14 protein-coding genes are annotated in these 19,583 nt (G+C 72.2%); 8 read left to right on the plus strand and 6 right to left on the minus strand.

Translation table 11 applies throughout. The features are described from left to right. Positions 1–94: 94 nt before the first annotated feature. Positions 95–448, minus strand: coding sequence for a peptidase inhibitor family I36 protein (locus ACIRU3_RS04390; protein ID WP_404051149.1), 354 nt, complete (start codon positions 446–448; stop codon positions 95–97). A gap of 151 nt (positions 449–599) precedes the next feature. Continuing rightward, the gene (locus tag ACIRU3_RS04395) at positions 600–2,915 is read right to left on the minus strand and encodes an ArnT family glycosyltransferase (protein WP_404051152.1); all 2,316 of its coding nucleotides are present in this window, start codon (positions 2,913–2,915) and stop codon (positions 600–602) included. A 314-nt stretch (positions 2,916–3,229) separates the two neighbouring features. Between ACIRU3_RS04395 and ACIRU3_RS04400 the strand changes: the two genes are divergently transcribed. From ACIRU3_RS04400 to ACIRU3_RS04435, 8 genes are all read left to right on the plus strand, one after another. Beyond that, complete coding sequence (locus ACIRU3_RS04400; RefSeq protein WP_404051155.1) at positions 3,230–4,153, plus strand: serine hydrolase; 924 nt, start codon at positions 3,230–3,232, stop codon at positions 4,151–4,153. A 53-nt stretch (positions 4,154–4,206) separates the two neighbouring features. After that, positions 4,207–5,235 carry an esterase-like activity of phytase family protein gene (locus tag ACIRU3_RS04405; RefSeq protein ID WP_404051157.1) on the plus strand — a complete coding sequence of 343 codons (1,029 nt, stop codon included), beginning with the start codon at positions 4,207–4,209 and terminating at the stop codon, positions 5,233–5,235. Positions 5,236–5,366: 131 nt separating this feature from the next. Beyond that, complete coding sequence (locus tag ACIRU3_RS04410; RefSeq protein WP_404051160.1) at positions 5,367–9,086, plus strand: ABC transporter ATP-binding protein; 3,720 nt, start codon at positions 5,367–5,369, stop codon at positions 9,084–9,086. 128 nt (positions 9,087–9,214) lie between these two features. Continuing rightward, entirely contained in the window at positions 9,215–9,607 is a 393-nt protein-coding gene (locus ACIRU3_RS04415; protein ID WP_404051162.1) for a hypothetical protein, read from the plus strand. An 87-nt stretch (positions 9,608–9,694) separates the two neighbouring features. Then, positions 9,695–11,128 carry a S28 family serine protease gene (locus ACIRU3_RS04420; RefSeq protein WP_404051164.1) on the plus strand — a complete coding sequence of 478 codons (1,434 nt, stop codon included), beginning with the start codon at positions 9,695–9,697 and terminating at the stop codon, positions 11,126–11,128. 133 nt (positions 11,129–11,261) lie between these two features. Further along, positions 11,262–12,113: a haloalkane dehalogenase gene (locus ACIRU3_RS04425; RefSeq protein ID WP_404051167.1), complete on the plus strand. Its 852-nt coding sequence runs from the start codon at positions 11,262–11,264 to the stop codon at positions 12,111–12,113. 284 nt (positions 12,114–12,397) lie between these two features. Continuing rightward, complete coding sequence (locus ACIRU3_RS04430; protein WP_404051170.1) at positions 12,398–14,230, plus strand: glycoside hydrolase family 3 protein; 1,833 nt, start codon at positions 12,398–12,400, stop codon at positions 14,228–14,230. Between the two features lie 113 nt (positions 14,231–14,343). Next, on the plus strand, positions 14,344–14,985 hold the full coding sequence (locus ACIRU3_RS04435; protein ID WP_404051172.1) for a hypothetical protein: 642 nt from the start codon (positions 14,344–14,346) through the stop codon (positions 14,983–14,985). A 46-nt stretch (positions 14,986–15,031) separates the two neighbouring features. Here the strand turns inward: ACIRU3_RS04435 and ACIRU3_RS04440 are convergent, their stop codons facing one another. The 4 genes from ACIRU3_RS04440 to ACIRU3_RS04455 form a co-directional block, all read right to left on the minus strand. Then, a complete protein-coding gene (locus ACIRU3_RS04440; RefSeq protein ID WP_404051175.1) occupies positions 15,032–16,312 on the minus strand; it encodes an MFS transporter in 1,281 nt (426 codons plus the stop codon). Between the two features lie 134 nt (positions 16,313–16,446). Next, complete coding sequence (locus ACIRU3_RS04445) at positions 16,447–17,247, minus strand: sugar phosphate isomerase/epimerase family protein (protein ID WP_404051177.1); 801 nt, start codon at positions 17,245–17,247, stop codon at positions 16,447–16,449. Positions 17,248–17,263: 16 nt separating this feature from the next. Then, positions 17,264–18,226: a GNAT family N-acetyltransferase gene (locus tag ACIRU3_RS04450; RefSeq protein WP_404051180.1), complete on the minus strand. Its 963-nt coding sequence runs from the start codon at positions 18,224–18,226 to the stop codon at positions 17,264–17,266. A gap of 253 nt (positions 18,227–18,479) precedes the next feature. Next, the gene (locus ACIRU3_RS04455; protein ID WP_404051183.1) at positions 18,480–19,526 is read right to left on the minus strand and encodes a LacI family DNA-binding transcriptional regulator; all 1,047 of its coding nucleotides are present in this window, start codon (positions 19,524–19,526) and stop codon (positions 18,480–18,482) included. Positions 19,527–19,583: the final 57 nt, after the last annotated feature.

Here is a 19,583-nt window from a genome sequence, read left to right on the forward strand (position 1 = left end):
TCCCGCGGCAGGCGGAAGCCCGACGAAAGGCCCCAGGACCGGGGTGCCGCTCTCGGGAGGCACCCCAGCCGGAGGTCAGGTCTCGCCGGCGGCATCAGCAGGCGCCCGGGCCCACCCCGTCGATCCGGCCGCCGAAGTCGCCCCTGTACTGCGAGCGCCAGTCGCCGTTGAAGACGTCCCGCTTCTCTGCCGGGTCCCAGTTGATGAAGCAGGCGCGGGTGGAAGCGACGAACGAGCCCACCCTGTCGTGGAGGTTGGGCGGCATGTCGCGGTAGCCGCTGCGGGCCGTCCACTCCCAGTAGTCCCCGCCGAAGCCCTCCCCGCTCCAGAAGCAGACCGAGCCGTCGGGACAGGAGGGCGCGGCGGCCTGGGCCGAGGCGGTCTGGGCGGGCAGCACGAGGGCGGCCAGCGCGAGGGCGGCGGCAAGCGGCCAGGAACGAAGCTTCACGAGGCTCTCCAGAAAGGGGAGTTGGCAGCACCTCGGCGGACATGCCGAGGTGCTGCCATGCTCCTGTTCCCGACCCGGGACACGCCCGGATCCAAGATCGGCATCACCGGTGTGAGCTAACTAGTAGCACTGGTGGAGCCGGAAGACGCGGTCAGCTCACGTCGGACGCCTCCAGGCGGTAGATCGTCGACTGGTTCGACTGGTTCGACTGGTTCGACTGGTTCGACTGGTTCGACTGGGTGGAGGCGGGTGAGGAGGACGAGGAGGAAGTGGACGAACTCTGGCTGTACGCACTCTCCTTCACCGCCGTCCCGTGCTTCTGCACCCAGGCGGTGACCTCGGAGCTGGTGCTGTCGCCGCCGCCGGGGCCGCCGCCGATGCCGCCGCCTCCGAGCTGGATGTAGTGCAGCTCGCCCTTCTTCACCAGTTCCTTCAGCTTGGTCAGAGTCATCGCCTTGTCCGTGCCGGACCAGCCCCACATGGAGACGACCGGCTCTCCGCTGCTCACGATCAGCTGGGCCGCGCTCTGCGAACTCGACACCGCCAGCAGCCACTTCGCGCCGTCCTGGTGCTTCTTCAGGTAGGCGATCAGTTCGGTGCTCGCGCCCCCGCCCATGCCGCCCCCGCCCATGCCGCCTCCGCCGAGGCCGCCCGTGCGGCCGCCCATGCCGCCTGGCTGCTGACCGCCTGCGCTGCCGGTGCCGGTTCCGCCTGCGGTGCTGCCGCCGCTGCCTTCCGGTGTCGTACCCGTCGATCCGGTCGCTCCGCCGGGGAGTTCGCCGTTCTGGCCGCCGGGGAAGCCGCCGCCGCCCTGCCCGTTGCCCCCCGGCATCTCACCGGCAGCGGATCCGCCGGGGGCGCCGCTCGGTGCCGTTCCGCCCGGGAAGCCGCCGCCCGCCTCGGCGTTGCCGCCGCCGGGGAAGCCGCCCCGGTTGCCCCCGCCGGGGCCGCCGCCGAAGCCGCTCCCTGTTGAGGGGCCCGCCGTCGGGTTCGTACCGCCCATGCCACCGCCGCCGGACTCCGACGGCACCGACCAGGCGTATGCCGCCGGTCCCGCCACGGCCGCCACGACCGCCGCCGCCACGGCGGCCGCCAGCAGCCGTACCCGGTTGCCGGTGCGGAAGAGGAGCAGGCCCACGACGGCCGCCGCCATGACCACGCCGACCGTCGGCCACAGCCAGGTGTGCCAGCCGGAGGCCCGGCGGAGCAGGACGATCGCCCACAGTGCGGTGACCGCGAGTGCGGCCGGCAGGACCCATGCCCAGCGCTTGTCCGTCCGGAAGGCACGCCACAACTGCACGCCACCGCCGCCGCACAGCGCGGCGATGCCGGGCGCGAGAGCCGTCGTGTAGTACGGGTGCATGGTGCCTTCGGCCAGGGCGAAGGTCAGGTAGTGCAGGCCCGTCCAGCCGCCCCACAGCAGCAGCGCGGCGCGCGTGAGGTCGGTCCGCGGGGCGCGCCCGCGCAGCACCAGGCCGCCGACGCAGGCGATCGCCGCGAAGGGGATCAGCCAGGAGATCTGGCCGCCGAGGATGTCGTTGAAGAGACGGCCCGCACCGGCGGTGCCGGAGAAGCCGCCTCCGCCCCCGCCGCCGCCTCCGCCGTTGCCCTCGCCGCCGAAGACCCGGCCGAGGCCGTTGTAGCCCATGATCAGGTTCCAGGCCGTGCCGTCCGTCGAGCCGCCGATGTACGGGCGCTCCGCGGCGGGGACCAGGGACACCGCCGCTGCCCACCAGAAGCTGGACACGGCCAGGGCGACGCCCGCGAGCAGCAGGTTGACGAGCCGTTTCACCAGCGGGAGCCGGGCCGCGTACAGGTACACCGCGACGACCGCGGGCAGCGCGATGTAGCCCTGCAGCATCTTGGTGTTGAAGGCGAGACCGAAGCAGACCGCCGAGCCGAGCAGCGGCAGCAGACGGCCGCCCGCGACCGCGCGCAGGGCGAGGGCCGCGCCGCCGACCATCAGCAGGACCAGCAGCGTGTCCGGGTTGTTGTCCCGGTTGATGGCGACGGTGATGGGGGTCAGCGCCAGGACCAGCGCGGCCAGCGCGGCCGCCGCATGCCCCCACACCCGCTTCACGGACGCGTGCAGGATCCAGATCGTCGCCAGCGCGGCCACGATCAGCGGCGCCATCATCTGCCAGGTGCCGAAGCCGAAGAGACGGCACGACAGACCCATGACCATGAGGGCGAGCGGCGGTTTGTCGACGGTGAGGAAGTTGCCCGCGTCCAGCGAGCCGAAGAACCACGCCTTCCAGCTCTGCGTGCCGCTGAGCACGGCGGCGCTGTAGAAGCTGTTGAGGCCGGAGCCGGACAGGTTCCAGGAGTAGAGCACCGCCGCCAGGATCATGATCGCGATCAGTGCGGGGAGCGACCATCGGGGCGCCCGGTCCGGCGGTACGTCGGGTGACGGCGGGCGCGGGGTCTCGGCCGTCGGGTGGGGGAGGGAATCGGTGGCAGATGTCACCAGTGCACCTTGCAGCCCGGCGATGGGCACGCGCTGTGGCCCACCTGGGCGGAAGCTGTGGGCCGGTGGGAGCCGGGCCGGGGACGGCCGGCGTCGGGGCGCAGGCTTCGGAAACCTCTTCACCCCTCGCCCGGGGGCGGGGGCGTTTTACTCCCCATCCCCTTCTCCCCCCTTCATCCCCTTCACGTCTCGAACTCGCGACCCACGAACACTGGTACAACCTTCCGTCGTGCCGGTGAGTCGAATCAGCCGGCGCACGGGTGCGCTCAACGGCGTTCAGGGGGACGCCCGTAGACGTTCAAGGGGAACTTTCAATGACTTTCCGGACATCCGGCCGTGCGGGCGTGCTCGCGGCCGCCGTCAGTGCCGCAGTGCTCATACCGGCCGTCACCACCGCCGTCCCGGCCGCTGCCGCGACGCCCACCGTCAGCTGCACGTCCTCGAAGGCGGGCCTGGCCACCAAGCTGCAGAAGGACATCACCGCGGCGCTCGCGAACCGCAAGGGCACCGTCGCGGTCGGCCTGTACGACCGCGGCACCGGCACCACCTGCGGACTGCGTGCCACCACCGCCTACGACTCGGCCAGCGTCGTCAAGGTCACCGTCCTCGCCACGCTGCTGTGGGACGCCAAGAAGCACAACCGGTACCTGACGGACACCGAGAACAATCTCGCCACGGCGATGATCACCAAGTCGGACAACGACGCGACCAGCAAGCTGTGGAAGCAGCTGGGCCTGACGAAGATCAAGGGCTTCCTGTCCGCCGCCAAGATGACGAAGACCACGCCCGGCGCGAACGGCTACTGGGGCCTGACCCAGATCAACGTCACCGACGAGCAGAAGCTGCTCAAGCTCGTCACCGCCAAGAACACCGTGCTGAGCGACAACTCCCGCGCCTACATCCTGAAACTGATGGGCAAGGTCATCTCGTCCCAGCGCTGGGGCACCCCCGCCGGTGCGCCCTCCTCGGTCTCCGTGCACGTCAAGAACGGCTGGCTGCAGCGCTCCACGCACGGCTGGCGCGTGCACAGCGTGGGCACCTTCAACGGCGGCGGCCACGACTACATGATCACCGTGCTGACGCAGGACAACAGCACCATGAGCTACGGCGTCACCACCATCCAGAACGTCGCCAAGGCCATCCACAAGGACCTGGTGCCGACGACGTCCGGCGCCGCCCGCTACACCCCGACCAGCGCGCCGCAGGAGGCGTTCGTGGCGGTGCCGTCGCAGGGCTGACGCTTCACGAGGAGGTCTCCCGCCGGTCACCGGACCGTCCTACGGTGACGCCCATGCGCCTGAGAACCGTACTCGCCACCCTCACCGCCGGCCTGGCGGCGGCCACCTGTCTGACCGCCGCCGGGCCCGCCAGCGCCAACTCCGCCCAGAGCAATGCCTGTTCGCCCACCGTCTCCCTCGACCGCTTCTCCGACGCGCTCGACAAGACGACGTACCAGGGCACGTTCGTCGGCAACTTCTCCGCGCTCGCGGTGGACCGGGACGGCTCCCTCGCCGCGCTGGAGGACCGCTCGTCCCTCTTCAGCCTGGCCCCGAAGACCCTCCAGCCGGCCGCGGCCGTCCACCTCGCCGACGAGAAGGGCGCCGACCTCGACTCCGAGGGTCTGGTCATCGATGTCGACGGGACCCGGCTGGTCAGCTCCGAGACCGAGCCGTCCGTGCGCCGCTACTCCCGCGACGGGAAGATCCTCGGCCGCCTCCCGGTTCCGTCCTCGCTCCTGGTCGCCCCGGCCGGCCGCGCCACGGGCAACCAGACCTTCGAGGGCCTGACCCTGCTGCCCGGCGGCCGCACCCTGCTGGCCGCCATGGAGTACGCGATCTCGGGCGACTCCACCGGCATCGTCCGCTTCCAGACCTGGACGCGGCACCACGGCAGCTTCCGGCTCGCCGCCCAGTACGCCTACCGCACCGACGAGGGCCTCGGCGTCCCGGAGGTCCAGGCCACCCCCGACGGCCGCCTCCTCGTCCTGGAGCGCGGCTTCACCGCCGGTGTCGGCAACACCGTCCGCCTCTACCTGGCCGACCCCCGCCACGCCACGGACACCAGCGGTATCGAGAACCTGACCGGCCGGCCGGGCGTCCGCCTGATCAAGAAGACCCTGCTGACCGACATCGTCACCTGCCCGACCCTGGGCGCCACGGCCAAGCAGCCCCAGCCGAACCCCCTCCTCGACAACATCGAGGGCATGACCGTCACGGGGCGTGACCACCGGGGTCGTCTCAAGGTCCTGCTGGTCAGCGACGACAACCAGAACGCGGCCCAGACCACGCGGTTCTATCACCTGCGCGTACGGACCCCCTGACGGCAGGCGGCCCAGGGGTCCGGACGGGATCGCGGCCGGACCCGGCGGAGTGTCTTGTTGCGGAGGGATGAAATCCGCTCCCGCCGGCGTTGGTGCCTTCCGGTAGGACAGGTCGAAAGGGAGGCACCCGCGTGGGACCGCAACGGGGATGGGCACGACGGCTGGCGGGCTACGCCTGGCGGTATCCGAAGGACGTCGTCCTCGCTCTGGGCGCCTCTCTCGCCGGCATGGCGGTGCTGGCCGTCGTCCCGCTGGTCACCAAGGTGATCATCGACGACGTGATCGGCGGCCACACCCGCTCCATGGCCCCCTGGGCCGGCGCCCTGATCGGCGCCGCCGTCCTCGTCTACGTGTTCACCTACATACGCCGCTACTACGGCGGCCGGCTCGCGCTCGACGTCCAGCACGACCTGCGGACCGAGATGTACGACACGATCACCCGGCTGGACGGCCGCCGTCAGGACGAGCTGTCCACCGGGCAGGTCGTCGGCCGGGCCACCAGCGACCTCCAGCTGATCCAGGGCCTGCTCTTCATGCTCCCGATGACCATCGGGAACGTCCTGCTCTTCCTGATCTCCCTGGTGATCATGGCGTGGCTGTCGCTGCCGCTGACCCTGGTCGCCCTGGCCGTGGCCCCGGCCCTCGGCTGGATAGCCAGGCGCAGCCGCAGCAAGCTGCACCCCGCCACCTGGTACGCGCAGGCGCAGGCCGCCGCCGTGGCCGGTGTGGTCGACGGCGCGGTCGGCGGCGTACGCGTGGTGAAGGGCTTCGGGCAGGAGGACCAGGAGACCGGCAAGCTCAGGGAGGTCGGCCGCCGCCTCTTCGCCGGACGCCTGCGCACCATACGCCTGAACAGCAGGTTCACCCCGGCCCTCCAGGCCGTCCCCGCCCTCGGCCAGGTCGCCATGCTGGCGCTCGGCGGGTGGCTGGCCGTGCGCGGGCACATCACCCTCGGCACCTTCGTCGCCTTCTCCACCTACCTCGCCCAGCTGGTCGGCCCGGTCCGCATGCTCGCCGTGGTCCTCACCGTCGGCCAGCAGGCCCGTGCCGGCACCGAGCGCGTCCTGGAGCTGATCGACACCGAGCCGACCCTGAAGGACGGCACGAAGACGCTTCCGGCCGACGCGCCCGCGACCGTCGAGTTCGACGACGTGTCCTTCGGGTACGCGCACGAGCACCCCGTTCTGGAGGGGCTCAGCTTCGAGATCCGCCCCGGTGAGACCCTCGCCGTGGTCGGCTCCTCCGGCTCCGGCAAGTCCACCGTCTCCCTCCTCCTGCCGCGCTTCTACGACGTCACCCACGGCGCCGTGCTGATCGGCGGCCACGACGTGCGTGAGCTGACCCTGGACTCGCTCAGGGCCGCGATCGGGCTGGTCCCCGAGGACTCGTTCCTCTTCTCCGACACCGTCCGCAACAACATCGCCTACGGCCGCCCGGACGCCACCCGGGAGGAGATCGAGACCGCCGCGCGCGCCGCTCAGGCGGATCGTTTCATCGCCGAGCTGCCCGGGGGCTACGACACCAAGGTCGGCGAGCACGGCCTGACTCTCTCCGGAGGCCAGCGCCAGCGCCTCGCGCTCGCCCGCGCCCTGCTCACCGACCCGCGTCTGCTGGTCCTGGACGACGCGACCTCGGCCGTGGACGCCCGCGTGGAGCACGAGATCCACGAGGCTCTGAAGCACGTCATGGAGGGCCGCACGACCCTCCTCATCGCCCACCGCCGCTCCACCCTCAACCTCGCCGACCGGATCGCCGTCCTGGACGACGGCCGGCTCGCCGACCTCGGCACGCACGAGGAGCTCCAGGAGCGTTCGGCCCTCTACCGCCGCCTGCTGACCGACCCGGACGAACTGGGCGGGGTCTCCCCGGGCCATGACCGCCCGGCCGGGCCGCAGGAGGACATGTCCGTCCGCGAGGAGCTGGACGCCGAGTTCGACGCCGAGCGGGGCGTCACCCCGCGGCTGTGGACCGGCGACCGCGAGCCCAAGGAACAGGCCCTGTCCGGCACCCCGGCCACCCCCGAACTGCTCGCCCTGGTGGAGGCGCTGCCCCCGGCCACCGACACACCCGACATCGACGAGGCCCGCGCGGTCCGCCCCGAGGAGTCGTACGGACTGCGCCGTCTGCTCCGTGGCTTCGGGGCGCCCCTGCTCATCAGCCTGCTGCTGGTCGCCGTGGACGCGGGCGCGGGCCTGCTGCTGCCGGTGCTGATCCGGCACGGCATCGACCAGGGCGTCACGAAGACGGCCGTCGGTGCGGTGTGGGCGGCATCCCTGCTGGGCCTGCTCACCGTGCTGGTGCAGTGGGCCGCGCAGATCGGCGAGACCCGGCTGACCGGCCGTACCGGCGAGCGGGTGCTGTATGCGCTGCGGCTGAAGATCTTCGCCCAGCTCCAGCGGCTCGGCCTCGACTACTACGAGCGCGAGCTGACCGGCCGGATCATGACGCGGATGACGACGGACGTCGACGCGCTCTCCACCTTCCTGCAGACCGGTCTGGTCACGGCGTTCGTCTCGGTCGTCAGCTTCTTCGGCATCATGGTCGCCCTGCTGGTGATCGACGTGCAGCTCGCCCTTGTCGTCTTCACCACCCTGCCCCCGCTGATCGTGGCCACCTTCTTCTTCCGCCGGGCGAGCGTGCGGGCGTACGAACTCGCCCGGGAACGTGTGTCGTTGGTGAACGCCGATCTCCAGGAGTCGGTGGCCGGGCTCAGGATCGTGCAGGCGTTCCGGCGCGAGCGGGACGGCGGGCGGCGGTTCGCCGAGCGCAGCGACAGCTACCGGCGCGCCCGCATCCGCGGCCAGTGGCTGATATCCGTCTACTTCCCCTTCGTCCAGCTGCTGGCCGCGGCCGCCGTGGCCGCCGTGCTCGTCGCGGGCGCCGGCCGGGTGGAGGAGACCACCCTGACGACGGGTGCGCTGGTGGCGTACCTCCTCTACATCGACCTGTTCTTCGCCCCGGTCCAGCAGCTCTCCCAGGTCTTCGACGGCTACCAGCAGGCCACGGTCTCGCTGGGCCGCATCCAGGAGCTGCTGCGCGAGCCGACCTCCACCGCGTCCGCCGACGAACCCCTCGACGTGCTCTCCCTGCGCGGCGAGATCGCCTTCGAGGACGTGCACTTCGCGTACGGCGGCGAGGAAGAGGCACTGACCGGCATCGACCTGACGATCCCGGCGGGGCAGACGGTGGCCTTCGTCGGCGAGACGGGCGCCGGCAAGTCGACCCTCGTCAAGCTGGTGGCCCGTTTCTACGACCCCACCTCCGGCCGGGTCACGGCCGACGGCACGGACCTGCGCAGCCTGGACCTGACCTCCTACCGGCACCGCCTCGGCGTCGTCCCGCAGGAGGCGTACCTCTTCCAGGGCACCGTCCGCGACGCCATCGCCTACGGCCGTCCCGAGGCCACCGACGCAGAGGTCGAGGCGGCGGCGCGAGCGGTCGGCGCGCACGAGATGATCGCCACGCTGGAGGGCGGCTACCTGCACGAGGTCGCCGAACGCGGCCGCAACCTCTCGGCCGGCCAGCGCCAGCTGATGGCACTGGCCCGCGCCGAACTGGTCGACCCCGACGTGCTCCTCCTCGACGAGGCCACGGCCGCCCTGGACCTGGCCACGGAGGCCCAGGTCAACCAGGCCACCGACCGTCTGGCCGGGCGCCGGACGACGCTGGTGGTCGCCCACCGGCTGACCACGGCCGCCCGTGCCGACCGGGTGGTGCTCATGGACCACGGCCGGGTGGCGGAGGACGGCACCCATGAGCAGCTGCTGGCCCGCGGCGGCCGGTACGCCGAGCTGTGGCGGACCTTCGTCGGCCAGTCCGAACCGGAGGAGCCGGTGGGCGTGGCCCGCTGAGGCATGCTGCCGAGGGGGTCCGGTCGACACGTCCTTCTGACGGTCGTGCAACCATCCGGCACATGTGGTGCGTCCGTACATCAGTACGGTCATCGATCACGTATGACGGCGGTACGGGGAGGACGACAGTGGACAGTGGTGCGATACGCCGGCGCCTGGCGCTCGGTGCGGCCGTGCTGGCCGCGTCCGGCGCGCTCGCTCTCGCGATGCCCGGCACCGCCTCGGCGGCGACGGCCCGCTCCTGCGCCGGGCGCGAGGTGCGGACCCTCCCCTTCAGCACCGGCGTCGTGCACGTCTACAAGCGCAACGGCTACGTCTGCGCCGTCACCACGACCAGGAAACCGGGCGTCAAGCGCCTGATGTCGGTCAGCGTGCAGGCCCGCGGCAACCGGCCGGTCGTGGACAAGGGCAGATTCAAGCAGCTCGCCGGCCCGGTGACGGTTCACGCCGGGCAGCGCTGCGTGTGGGTGAGGGGCTCGGTGGGCGGGGGATCGGTCAGTTCCGGCTGGATCCTCTGCTGATCGCGAACATCGGCCAATTCCCTCTGGTGTGACAGCTGTTGCTCCGCTAGCTTCCGGCGCACATCTGTCTCACAGGGGAGAGTGTGCATGCGCAAGGCGCTCAGATGGCTGCTGGCGCTCACGGTGTTCATAGGCACGCTGAGCACAGCGGGCGCGGCCACCGCCGCACAGTCCGCGCAGTCAGGGCCCACCGACATCAAGGACCGGCTCCTGGCGATACCCGGCATGAGCCTGGTACAGGAGAAGCCGTATCCCGGGTACCGGTACTTCGTCCTGAACTACACCCAGCCGATCGACCACCGCCACCCGGACCGTGGCACCTTCCAGCAACGGATCACCGTGCTGCACAAGGACACCAGCCGCCCGACGGTCTTCTACACCAGTGGCTACAACGTCTCCACGACCCCGTCCCGCCGCGAGCCCACCCAGATCGTGGACGGCAACCAGGTCTCCCTGGAGTACCGCTTCTTCACCCCCTCCCGCCCCGACCCGGCCGACTGGTCCAAGCTGGACATCTGGCAGGCGGCGAGCGACCAGCACCGCGTCTACAAGGCCCTGAAGCCGGTCTACTCCGCCAACTGGCTGGCGACCGGCGGCTCCAAGGGCGGCATGACCGCCACCTACTACGAGCGCTTCTACCCGCGCGACATGGACGGCGTGGTCGCCTACGTCGCCCCCAACGACGTCGTGAACAACCAGGACGCGGCCTACGACCGCTTCTTCACCACTGTCGGCACCAAGGAGTGCCGGGCCCGGCTGAACGCCGTCCAGCGGGAGGCGCTCGTGCGCCGCGAGCCGCTGGAGAAGAAATACGCGCAGTACGCCGCCGACAACGGCTACACCTTCGACACCATCGGCGGCCTGGACAAGGCCTACGAGGCGGTCGTGCTCGACTACGTCTGGGGCTTTTGGCAGTACAGCCTGCTGAAGGACTGCGACTCCGTCCCGGCGGACGCGGCGACCGCGACGGACGACGCGATCTGGGGCTCGGTGGACACCATCTCGGGCTTCTCCGCCTACACCGATCAGGGGCTGGAGCAGTACACGCCGTACTACTACCAGGCGGGCACCCAACTGGGCGCCCCCACCATCCACTTCCCGCACATCGAGCGGAAGCTGATCCGCTACGGCTACCAGCCGCCGCGCAACTTCGTGCCCCGCTCCATCCCGATGCGTTTCCAGCCGGGTGCGATGCGGGACGTGGACACCTGGGTCAGGCACCACGCCACTCGCATGCTCTTCGTGTACGGCCAGAACGACCCGTGGGGCTCGGAGCGTTTCCGGGTCGGCGCGGGTGCCCGTGACTCGTACGTCTTCACGGCGCCCGGCCTGAACCACGGGGCGAACGTGGCGGGTCTGGTGGCCGACGAGAAGGCGCTGGCGACGGCGCGGATTCTGGAGTGGGCGGGGGTCGCGTCCGCCGCGGTCCAGGACAACCCGTCCGCGGCGAAGCCGCTGGCCCGCTACGACGCGAAGCTGGACGCACGGAACGTGGAGCGCGAGCCCGCGCTGCGCCCGTAAGTCCCCGGTGCCGGCCCCCGGTTCAGGGGGCCGGCACCACTGTTGCCCCGCCCGGGCGCCCGGGCGGAGTGTCCAGGGGCCGGATCCCGGCCCGATACTAGCCATGGACATAATATCCATGTACATTATCGGCATGCCCATGACTCCAGTACTCGACTCGGCCATCCATCACGAGGAGTCCGGAAGCGGCACTCCCTTCGTCTTCCTGCACGGCAACCCCGCCTCCTCGCACACCTGGCGCAACGTGCTGCCCGGCATCGGTGCTGGCCGGCTGCTCGCCCCCGACCTGATCGGCATGGGCCGTTCGGGCAAGCCGGACCGCACCCCCCGCTTCGACGACCACACCCGCTACCTGGACGCCTGGTTCGACGCGCTCGACCTGGACGGCGTGGTCCTGGTGGGCCACGACTGGGGCGGCGCGCTCGCCTTCGACTGGGCCGCACGGCACCCGGACCGGGTGCGTGGCATCGCCTTCTTCGAATCCATCGTCAAGCCGATGGACCGGGAGGAGCTGAGTCCGCAGGCCCGCCGGCGCTCCGAGACGATCCGCTCGGTGGAGGGTGAGCGGATGCTGGACGAGAACCAGTTCGTGCGGCAGGCCTACACCGGCGGTGTCCTCACCCCGCTGCCGGACGCCGACCTGACCGCCTACCTCGCGCCCTATCCCACCCGTGACAGCCGCCGTGTCCTGCTCTCCTGGGCGCGGCAGTTGCCGCTGGGCGGGGAGCCCGCCGACCTCGTGGCGCGTATCGAGGCCTACGACGCCTGGCTCGCCAAGAGTCCCGAAGTGCCCAAGCTGCTGCTGACCTTCGAGGGCTCGCCGACCCTGCTGATCGGCCCGGAGACGGCCGACTGGTGCGCCGCCCACCTGGCAGGTCTGGACACCGTCCACTGCGGCCCGGCCGGCCACCATGCCACCGAGGACCGCCCGGCCGAGATCGCGGCGGCCGTCGGTGCCTGGGCGGACCGGCACGGACTGCGCTGACCCGCCGCCAGGGGAACCCGTCGGCACCCCTGCCCGTCCAACGCTCAGGCTGCCGGACGAGTCCGTGGTGCGGTGTCGGCCCTCGCCGCAGGCCGCGAACGCCGACGCACCCTCTCCGCCGCATCACGCCCGACAGCCCACCGCCATCGGCGCGCCCCCCTCCCATGCGCCGATGGCGGCCTCATAGTGGCTTACTGTGCATTCCCTTGACGGAAAGAAACTTCCCGGATATTGGTGACTCCTTGGAAGTTTCCTTCAGCGGTTCTCCTCTGGAAGGAGCACACGTGCACGACAGCAGCACGGGAAGCACGGGAAACGCCGCACGGCCGTCCAGACGGACCGTCCTCGCCGCGACCGCGGGCCTCACCACCGCGCTGACCGTACCGGCCACCGCCCATGCCGCCACCCCGAACGAGCGCAGACTGCGTGCCCTGATCTCCCGGATGTCTCTGCAGGAGAAGGTCGGCCAGCTCTTCGTGATGCGGGTCTACGGCCACTCCGCCACCGCCCCCGACCAGGCCGACATCGACGCCAACCTCAAGGAGCTGGGCGTCCGCACGGCCGCCGAGCTGATCGCGAAGTACCGGGTCGGCGGGATCATCTACTTCACCTGGGCCCACAACACCCGCGATCCCCATCAGATCGCCGACCTGTCCAACGCCATCCAGCAGGCTTCCCTTGAGCAGCCCCGCGGCCTGCCGGTGCTCATCGCCACCGACCAGGAGCACGGCGCGGTGTGCAGGGTGGGCAAGCCGGCCACCCTGTTCCCGGGCGCGATGGCGATCGGGGCGGGCCGCTCCCGGTCCGACGCCCGCACGCTCGGCCGGATCTCCGGCGCCGAGCTGCGCGCGATGGGCATCAACCAGGACTACTCCCCGGACGCCGACGTGAACGTCAACCCGGCCAACCCGGTCATCGGCGTACGGTCCTTCGGGGCCGACCCGGAGGCGGTGGCGGCCCTGGTGGCGGCCGAGGTGACGGGCTATCAGGACTCCCGGGTCGCGGCGACCGCCAAGCACTTCCCGGGGCACGGCGACACCGCCGTCGACAGCCACACCGGCTTCCCGGTCATCACGCACAGCCGGGAGCTGTGGGAGAAGCTGGACGCGGTGCCCTTCCGGGCCGCGATCGAGGCGGGCATCGACTCGATCATGACCGCCCACATCCAGTTCCCGGCCCTCGACGACTCGGGCGACCCGGCCACCCTCTCCCCGCCGATCCTGACCGGCATCCTGCGCGGCGAACTCGGCTACGACGGGGTCGTGGTGACCGACTCCCTCGGCATGGAGGGCGTGCGCACCAAGTACGGCGACGACCGGGTTCCGGTGCTGGCCCTGAAGGCGGGCGTCGACCAGCTGCTCAACCCGCCGTCCATCGACGTGGCGTGGCACGCGGTCCTGGCGGCCGTCCAGAACGGCGAGCTGACCGAGGCCCGCCTGGACGAATCGATCCTGCGGATCTTCCGGCTGAAGGCCCGGCTCGGACTCCTCGACCGTTCCCACGTCACCCGGGCCGGCGTCGACCGCGCGGTCGGCACCAAGTCCCATCTGGACGCCGCGGACCGGATCGCCGAGCGGACCACGACCCTGCTGGTCAACGAGGACGGCATCCTCCCGCTCGACCGCCGCACCCACCCCAGGGTCCTCGTGGTCGGTGCCGACCCGGCCTCCCCCTCCGGCACCACCGGCCCGCCCACCGGGGTCCTGGCCGCCGCCCTCGACGAACTGGGCTTCACCGCCACCGCCCTGTCCACCGGCACCGCGCCCTCCGCGACGGCCGTCGAGCAGGCGGTGACGGCGGCGCAGGACGTGGACGCGGTGGTCGTCGGGACGTACAACGTGACCGCCGGCAGCAGCCAGCGGACCCTGGTGGAACGACTGCTCGCGACCGGCAGGCCGGTGGTGGCCGTCGCCATCAGGAACCCCTACGACGTGGCCCAGTTCCCCTCTGTGAAGGCCTGTCTGGCGGCCTACTCGTGGACCGACGTCGAACTGCGCGCCGCCGCCCGGGTGATCGCCGGCCGGGTGGCCCCGCGCGGACGGCTCCCGGTGCCGGTGCAGCGGGCGGACGATCCGGCGCAGGTGCTGTACCCCCTCGGTCACGGGCTGACGTACTAGGCGTACGTCACACACCGGACACAACACACCCAAAGGGAGGAAACCCTCCCGCACATCTGGCGTGGCCCCGTCGTCGGGGGCCACGCTGGACCGGGGTGTCCGGGGGGAGTGCGATGCGCGGGAAAGGTGCCGTGGGGCCGGCGTACCGGCTGCTCCCGGCTGCCCCTGCCCTCGCCCTGACCGCCCTGACCGCCCTGCTCACCGGCTGCCAGGGCCCGGCGGACGCCCCGGTGGGCAACGCCCGGCCCGCCTCGGCCCGCCCCTCCGGCTACGGCGCCCAGTTCCTCGCGGTCGGCGAATGCAGTTCCTTCGGCACCGTCAGCTTCACCGAGGTGCCCTGCACCGGCGAGCGGGCCGCCGCCCGGGTCGTCGCCCGCTACGACGGAACGGTCACCGACGGCCCGCTGTGCCCGCCGGTCACCGACTTCGTCCTGCACATCAGCGAACAGCGGCCGGACGGCGACGAGGACGGCGACGGCGCGATCCCCCAGGGCTACGCCTGCATGCGCAACCTGGAACCTCCGCACCCCGGCGAACCGGGTGGCGGAGGCGGCCCGCGCACGATCCCGGGCGACTGCGTGTACGACTCGGGCGACGGCCAGGTGCGCGAGACGGCGTGCGACGGCTCGGGACGCCGGACACCGCAGTACAAGGTGACGAAGGCGGTCGCCGACCGGTCCGACTGCCCCGCGCCGACGGTCCTCTACGTCCAGCTGGGCGGGAGGCTGCCGGTGGGCTGCGCCCGTCGGCTGTGAGGGCCGCGGCTCCGTTCGGCCCGCGCCTTCACGGCCTGCGCACCAGTCACGGCGCCTCGGGTGCGGCGGCCCCGTCCGCCGGCTCCATGGTTCCGTCCGCCGGCTCCATGGCGCCTTCCCGCAGCTCCGGTGTCGTCGCCGCGACCGACGCCACCGCCAGTACGCACATCAGGCCGCCGGTGACCAGGGCGGTCGCGCCGGAGGTCCAGCCGGCGAGCAGGCCACCCCGTACGTTGCCGAGACTGGGGCCCGCCTGGCCGACGATCTGCTCGGCCGCCGTGACCCGGCCGAGCAGCGCGTCCGGGGTGCGGGTCTGCACGATCGTGGAGCGGGAGACGACCGAGGTGGCGTCCGCCGCCCCCGCGACGGCCAGCAGAGCGAGGCCGATCCAGGGGTTGGCCGACAGGCCGAAGAGGACCAGGGCCGCACCCCAGGTGGCGGAGGCGCACAGCATCACCGTGCCCGGCCGGCCTAGCCGGGTCAGGGACCCGGACAGGGCCGTCGCCGTGACCCCGCCCACCGCCAGGGCCGACAGGAAGAGGCCGAGGGTGCGCGGGTCGTTCCCGAACCGCTCGGCGTTGACCAGCGGGAACAGGCTGACCGGGAAGGACAGCACGGTGGCGGCGAGGTCGGTGATCAGTGCTCCCCGCACCACCCGCTGCCCGGCCAGGAACCGCAGCCCGTCCAGCACCCCGTGCGCACCCGCCCGCGACGGCTCGCCCTCCGGCTCAAGCGCGGGCAGCCCGAAGGCGCCGTAGAAGGCGACACCGAAGCTGAGGGCGTCCAGCAGATAACAGGCGCCGATGCCGAGCCGGCCCAGCAGCAGACCGGCCAGGGCGGGGCCGAGGAGCATCATCGACTGGCCGGTGATCTGGTTCAGCGCGAGACCGGCGGCCACCTGGTCCTTGGGCAGCAGCCGCGGCACGAACACCCCGGCCGCCGGGGCGCCGAGTGCGCCGAACGCCGACTGCACGGCGACCAGCGCGAGGACCGCCGCCACCGGGACATGCCCGCTGAAGCCCTGCACGGCCAGCAGCACGGAACAGGCGGCCTGGCCCACGGTGGCCGTCAGGTAGATCCGGCGTCGGTCCGCCCGGTCCACCCAGGCCCCCGCGAACAGCCCGAACACCACCAGGGGCAGCGCCTGTGCCAGCCCGACCGCGCCGGTCCAGGCCGTGCTGCGGGTCATGTCCCACACCTGGTACATGACCGTCACCATGGTCATGAACCCGCCGAGCACGGACACCGTCCGCCCGATCAGCAGCCGCCGGAAGACGGGCGAGGAGCGCAACGGCCGTACGTCGATGAGCGTACGGGCGAGGCTCATGAGAGGGGACGGGGGCAGGGGAGGGCGTGTGCCGCGGACTGCTGGATCACCGGGGGAGGCTAGCCGGGGGCCGCGCACCCGGCCAGCGAATTATCCGGCGTCCGGCAGCCGCGCCGGGGTCCCGGGGCCGGCTGCTATGCCGCCTCGCCGAGCAGGCGCACGACATGGTCGCGGCCCGCGCTCAGCAGCTCGGGAAGCGGTGCGGCCGACTCGTACCACCGCTTCTCGTACTCCCAGCACAGCCAGCCGTCCCAGCCGTGCCGGGACAGGACGTCCACGCACTCGGTGAGGGGGAGGACGCCCGCGCCGAGCGGGAGCGGGGCGGTGTCGTCGGCCGAGGCGATGTCCTTGATCTGGACGTAGCCGAGGTGCGGGGCGAGGGCCGCATAGCTGTCCGTGGGCTGCTCGCCGCCCAGCCAGGTGTGCATCACGTCCCACAGCGCGCCCACCTGCCGGTGGCCGACCGGGCCGAGGACGCGGATCAGGTCGGCGCCGGTGCGGTGCGAGTCATGGGTCTCCAGCAGGATCCGGACACCGAGGGCCGCCGCGTCCTCGGCGGCGGCACCGAGCCGGCGCGCGGCGACGGCGTCCGACTCCTCGCGGGGCCGGTCCGGGTCGGCGCCCGGGAAGACCCGGACGAAGGGGGCACCCAGGTCGTGGGCCAGCTGGAGGAGCTGACGGAGCTCCTCCAGGACGGGGGCGTCGTCGCCGGGTGCGGCGACCTGTGCGTATCCGCCGAGGCCCAGCACCTCGACGCCTGCCCCCTTGAACAGCGCGGCCGTCTCGGCCCGTTCGGCGGGGGTGAGGCCGGGGTGCACCGGCTCCTCGGGATGGGCGCGCAGTTCGACGCCGTGGTAGCCGTGAGCGGTCGCGAGCGCCGCGACGTCAGGGACGGACAGGCCGGGGACACCGAGAGTGGAGAACGCCAGCTTCATGGTCGGACCCTACTCGTCACACGCCCGATCCGTGCAGATCCAACCGCCAGTCCTGGCCCACCAGGTCCTTGCCGAAGGAACGGTGCGGCTTCTCGGCGACGAGCACGAAGCCGTGCCGCTGGTAGAGGTGGCGGGCGCTGCCGAGCACGTCGTTGGTCCAGAGCACCAGGTCGCGGTAGCCGACCCCGCGCGCGAAGCCGACGACGGCCCGCACCAGCCGGTCGCCGACGCCGTGCCCGCGCGCGTCGGGCTCGACCAGGAGCAGGCGCAGCCGCGCGGTGCCCGGAACGTCGTCCCGCACGCACATCACACACCCCACCGGCCGCCCTGCCCCGCTCTCCGCCTCGCCGGTGGACCTCCGCTGCTCCGCGATCCACACCCGCTCCAGATGCGGGTCGTGGTCCTCGGCGAAGTCGGCGACGATCCTGGCCACCAGCCCCTCGTAATCGGCGTTCCAGCCGTACTCGGCCGCGTACAGGGCGGCGTTGCGCTGCACGATCCAGCCGAGGTCGCCCGGGCGCGGCTCGCGCAGGACGACCTCCCCGGAACGCGGCTCGCGCCCGTCCCCGAGGATGCCCCGGATGGTCCGCATCGCCTCCGCCAGCCGCGGCCGGTCCTCCGGGGCCACGGTGTCCAGCAGCGCCCCGACCGTCTCCCGCGCCCGCTCGTCCAGCAGTCCGGCGGCCTCCCGCCCGCGCCCGGTGAGCGTGACGCTTCTGCGGCGCGGGTCCGTCTCGGACGGCCGGCGCTCGATCAGCCCCGCCTCCTCGAACTTGTTGAGGATGCGGCTCAGATAGCCGGCGTCCAGCGAGAGCCGGGTACGCAGGTCGGCCGCGTCCAGGTGCGGGGCGTGCGCCAGCTCGTACAGGACGCGGGATTCGGTGAGGGTGTACGGCGCGTACAGATGGCGGCCGTAGTCGAGGGCGCCGATGACGCCGGTGTAGAAGCGGTTGAAGGCGCGGACGTCCTGGACGGTCATGATCGGCCCCCGGATGCTTGACTCAGTCAGAGATACCGTACGTCCGAGACTAAGCCCGCCGTGCCCCGCCGTCCATGCCCACGCGTGCCCGGCCGGGGCGGACCGTGATCACCGGGTGCGGCAGGCCTCAGGACCGGTCGGCACCGAGGCGCGATGAGGCCCGACAGGCACCAGGGGGCGATGGCGCCCGACAGGCACCAGGGGTGGAGAAGCGGGCGGGGCCTCAGGTGGCGGGGCAACCCGCCCCCGCTCGTCACACCCGAGGCACTCCCGTGGACCCCCGCACCATCAGCTCTCCCCGCACCGAGGCGATCCCCCCGGGCGGCGGCTCCTCCCGCCCCATCGCGATGCGGCCGGCCCTGGCCCCCGCCTCCGACAGTGGCAACCGCACCGTCGTCAGGGCGGGCACGGCGTCGATGCTGAAGGGCAGGTCGTCGAAGCCCGCCACCGACACGTCCTCGGGGATGCGCAGACCGGACTCGCGCAGGGCGGCGCAGGCGCCGAGGGCGACGGAGTCGTTCGCGGCCACGATCGCCGTCAGGGACGGGTCCCGGCGCAGCAGTTCGAGTGTGGCCTCGTAACCGGACCGGCGGTCGTAGCGGCCGTAGACCGTCCACCGCGGGTCCTCCTCCATGCCCGCCGCCGCCAGCGCGGCCCGGTGGCCCTCCAGCCGGTGCCGGGTGGTGGTGCGCTCCTCGGGTCCGGCGATGTAGCCGAGCCGGCGGTGGCCGAGGCCGATCAGGTGGTCGGTCAGCGCGCGGGCGCCGCCGCGGTTGTCGAAGGTCAGCGCGATGGCCCCGGTGTCCGGCGCCGGCGGCCGCCCGCACAGCACCACCCGGGTCCCGGCGTCCGCCAGCTTCCGCAGCTTGGCCGCCACCGCCGCCGCGTGCGGCTCGTCCTCCACGGCCCCGCCGGTGAGCACCACGGCCGCGGCCCGCTGCCGCTGCAGGAGGGTGAGATACGTCAGCTCGCGCTCCGGCGATCCGCCCGTGTTGCAGACGACCGCCAGGCGTTCGCCGCCCGCCCGGCCCCCCGGCCCCCCGATCTCGGCCTGGATGGCGCTCGCCATGATTCCGAAGAAGGGGTCCGCGATGTCGTTGACGAGGATGCCGACGAGGTCGGAGGTGGCGGCGGCGAGTGCGCTGGCCGGGCCGTTGAGGACGTAGTCAAGCTCGTCGACCGCCCGCAGTACCCGCTCGCGGGTGGAGGCGGCCACCGGGTAGTTGCCGTTCAGTACGCGCGACACCGTCGCGGGGGAGACCTGCGCGCGGGCCGCCACATCCGCCAGGGTCACCGTCATCTCGTCGTCCTCCGGTCGCGCAACTGCTCGCGCATTGGTGCTCGTACGTCCTCGTAG

Origin of the sequence: Streptomyces sp. NPDC101151, from assembly GCF_044768335.1 — a bacterium.
Taxonomy (GTDB): Bacteria; Actinomycetota; Actinomycetes; order Streptomycetales; family Streptomycetaceae; genus Streptomyces.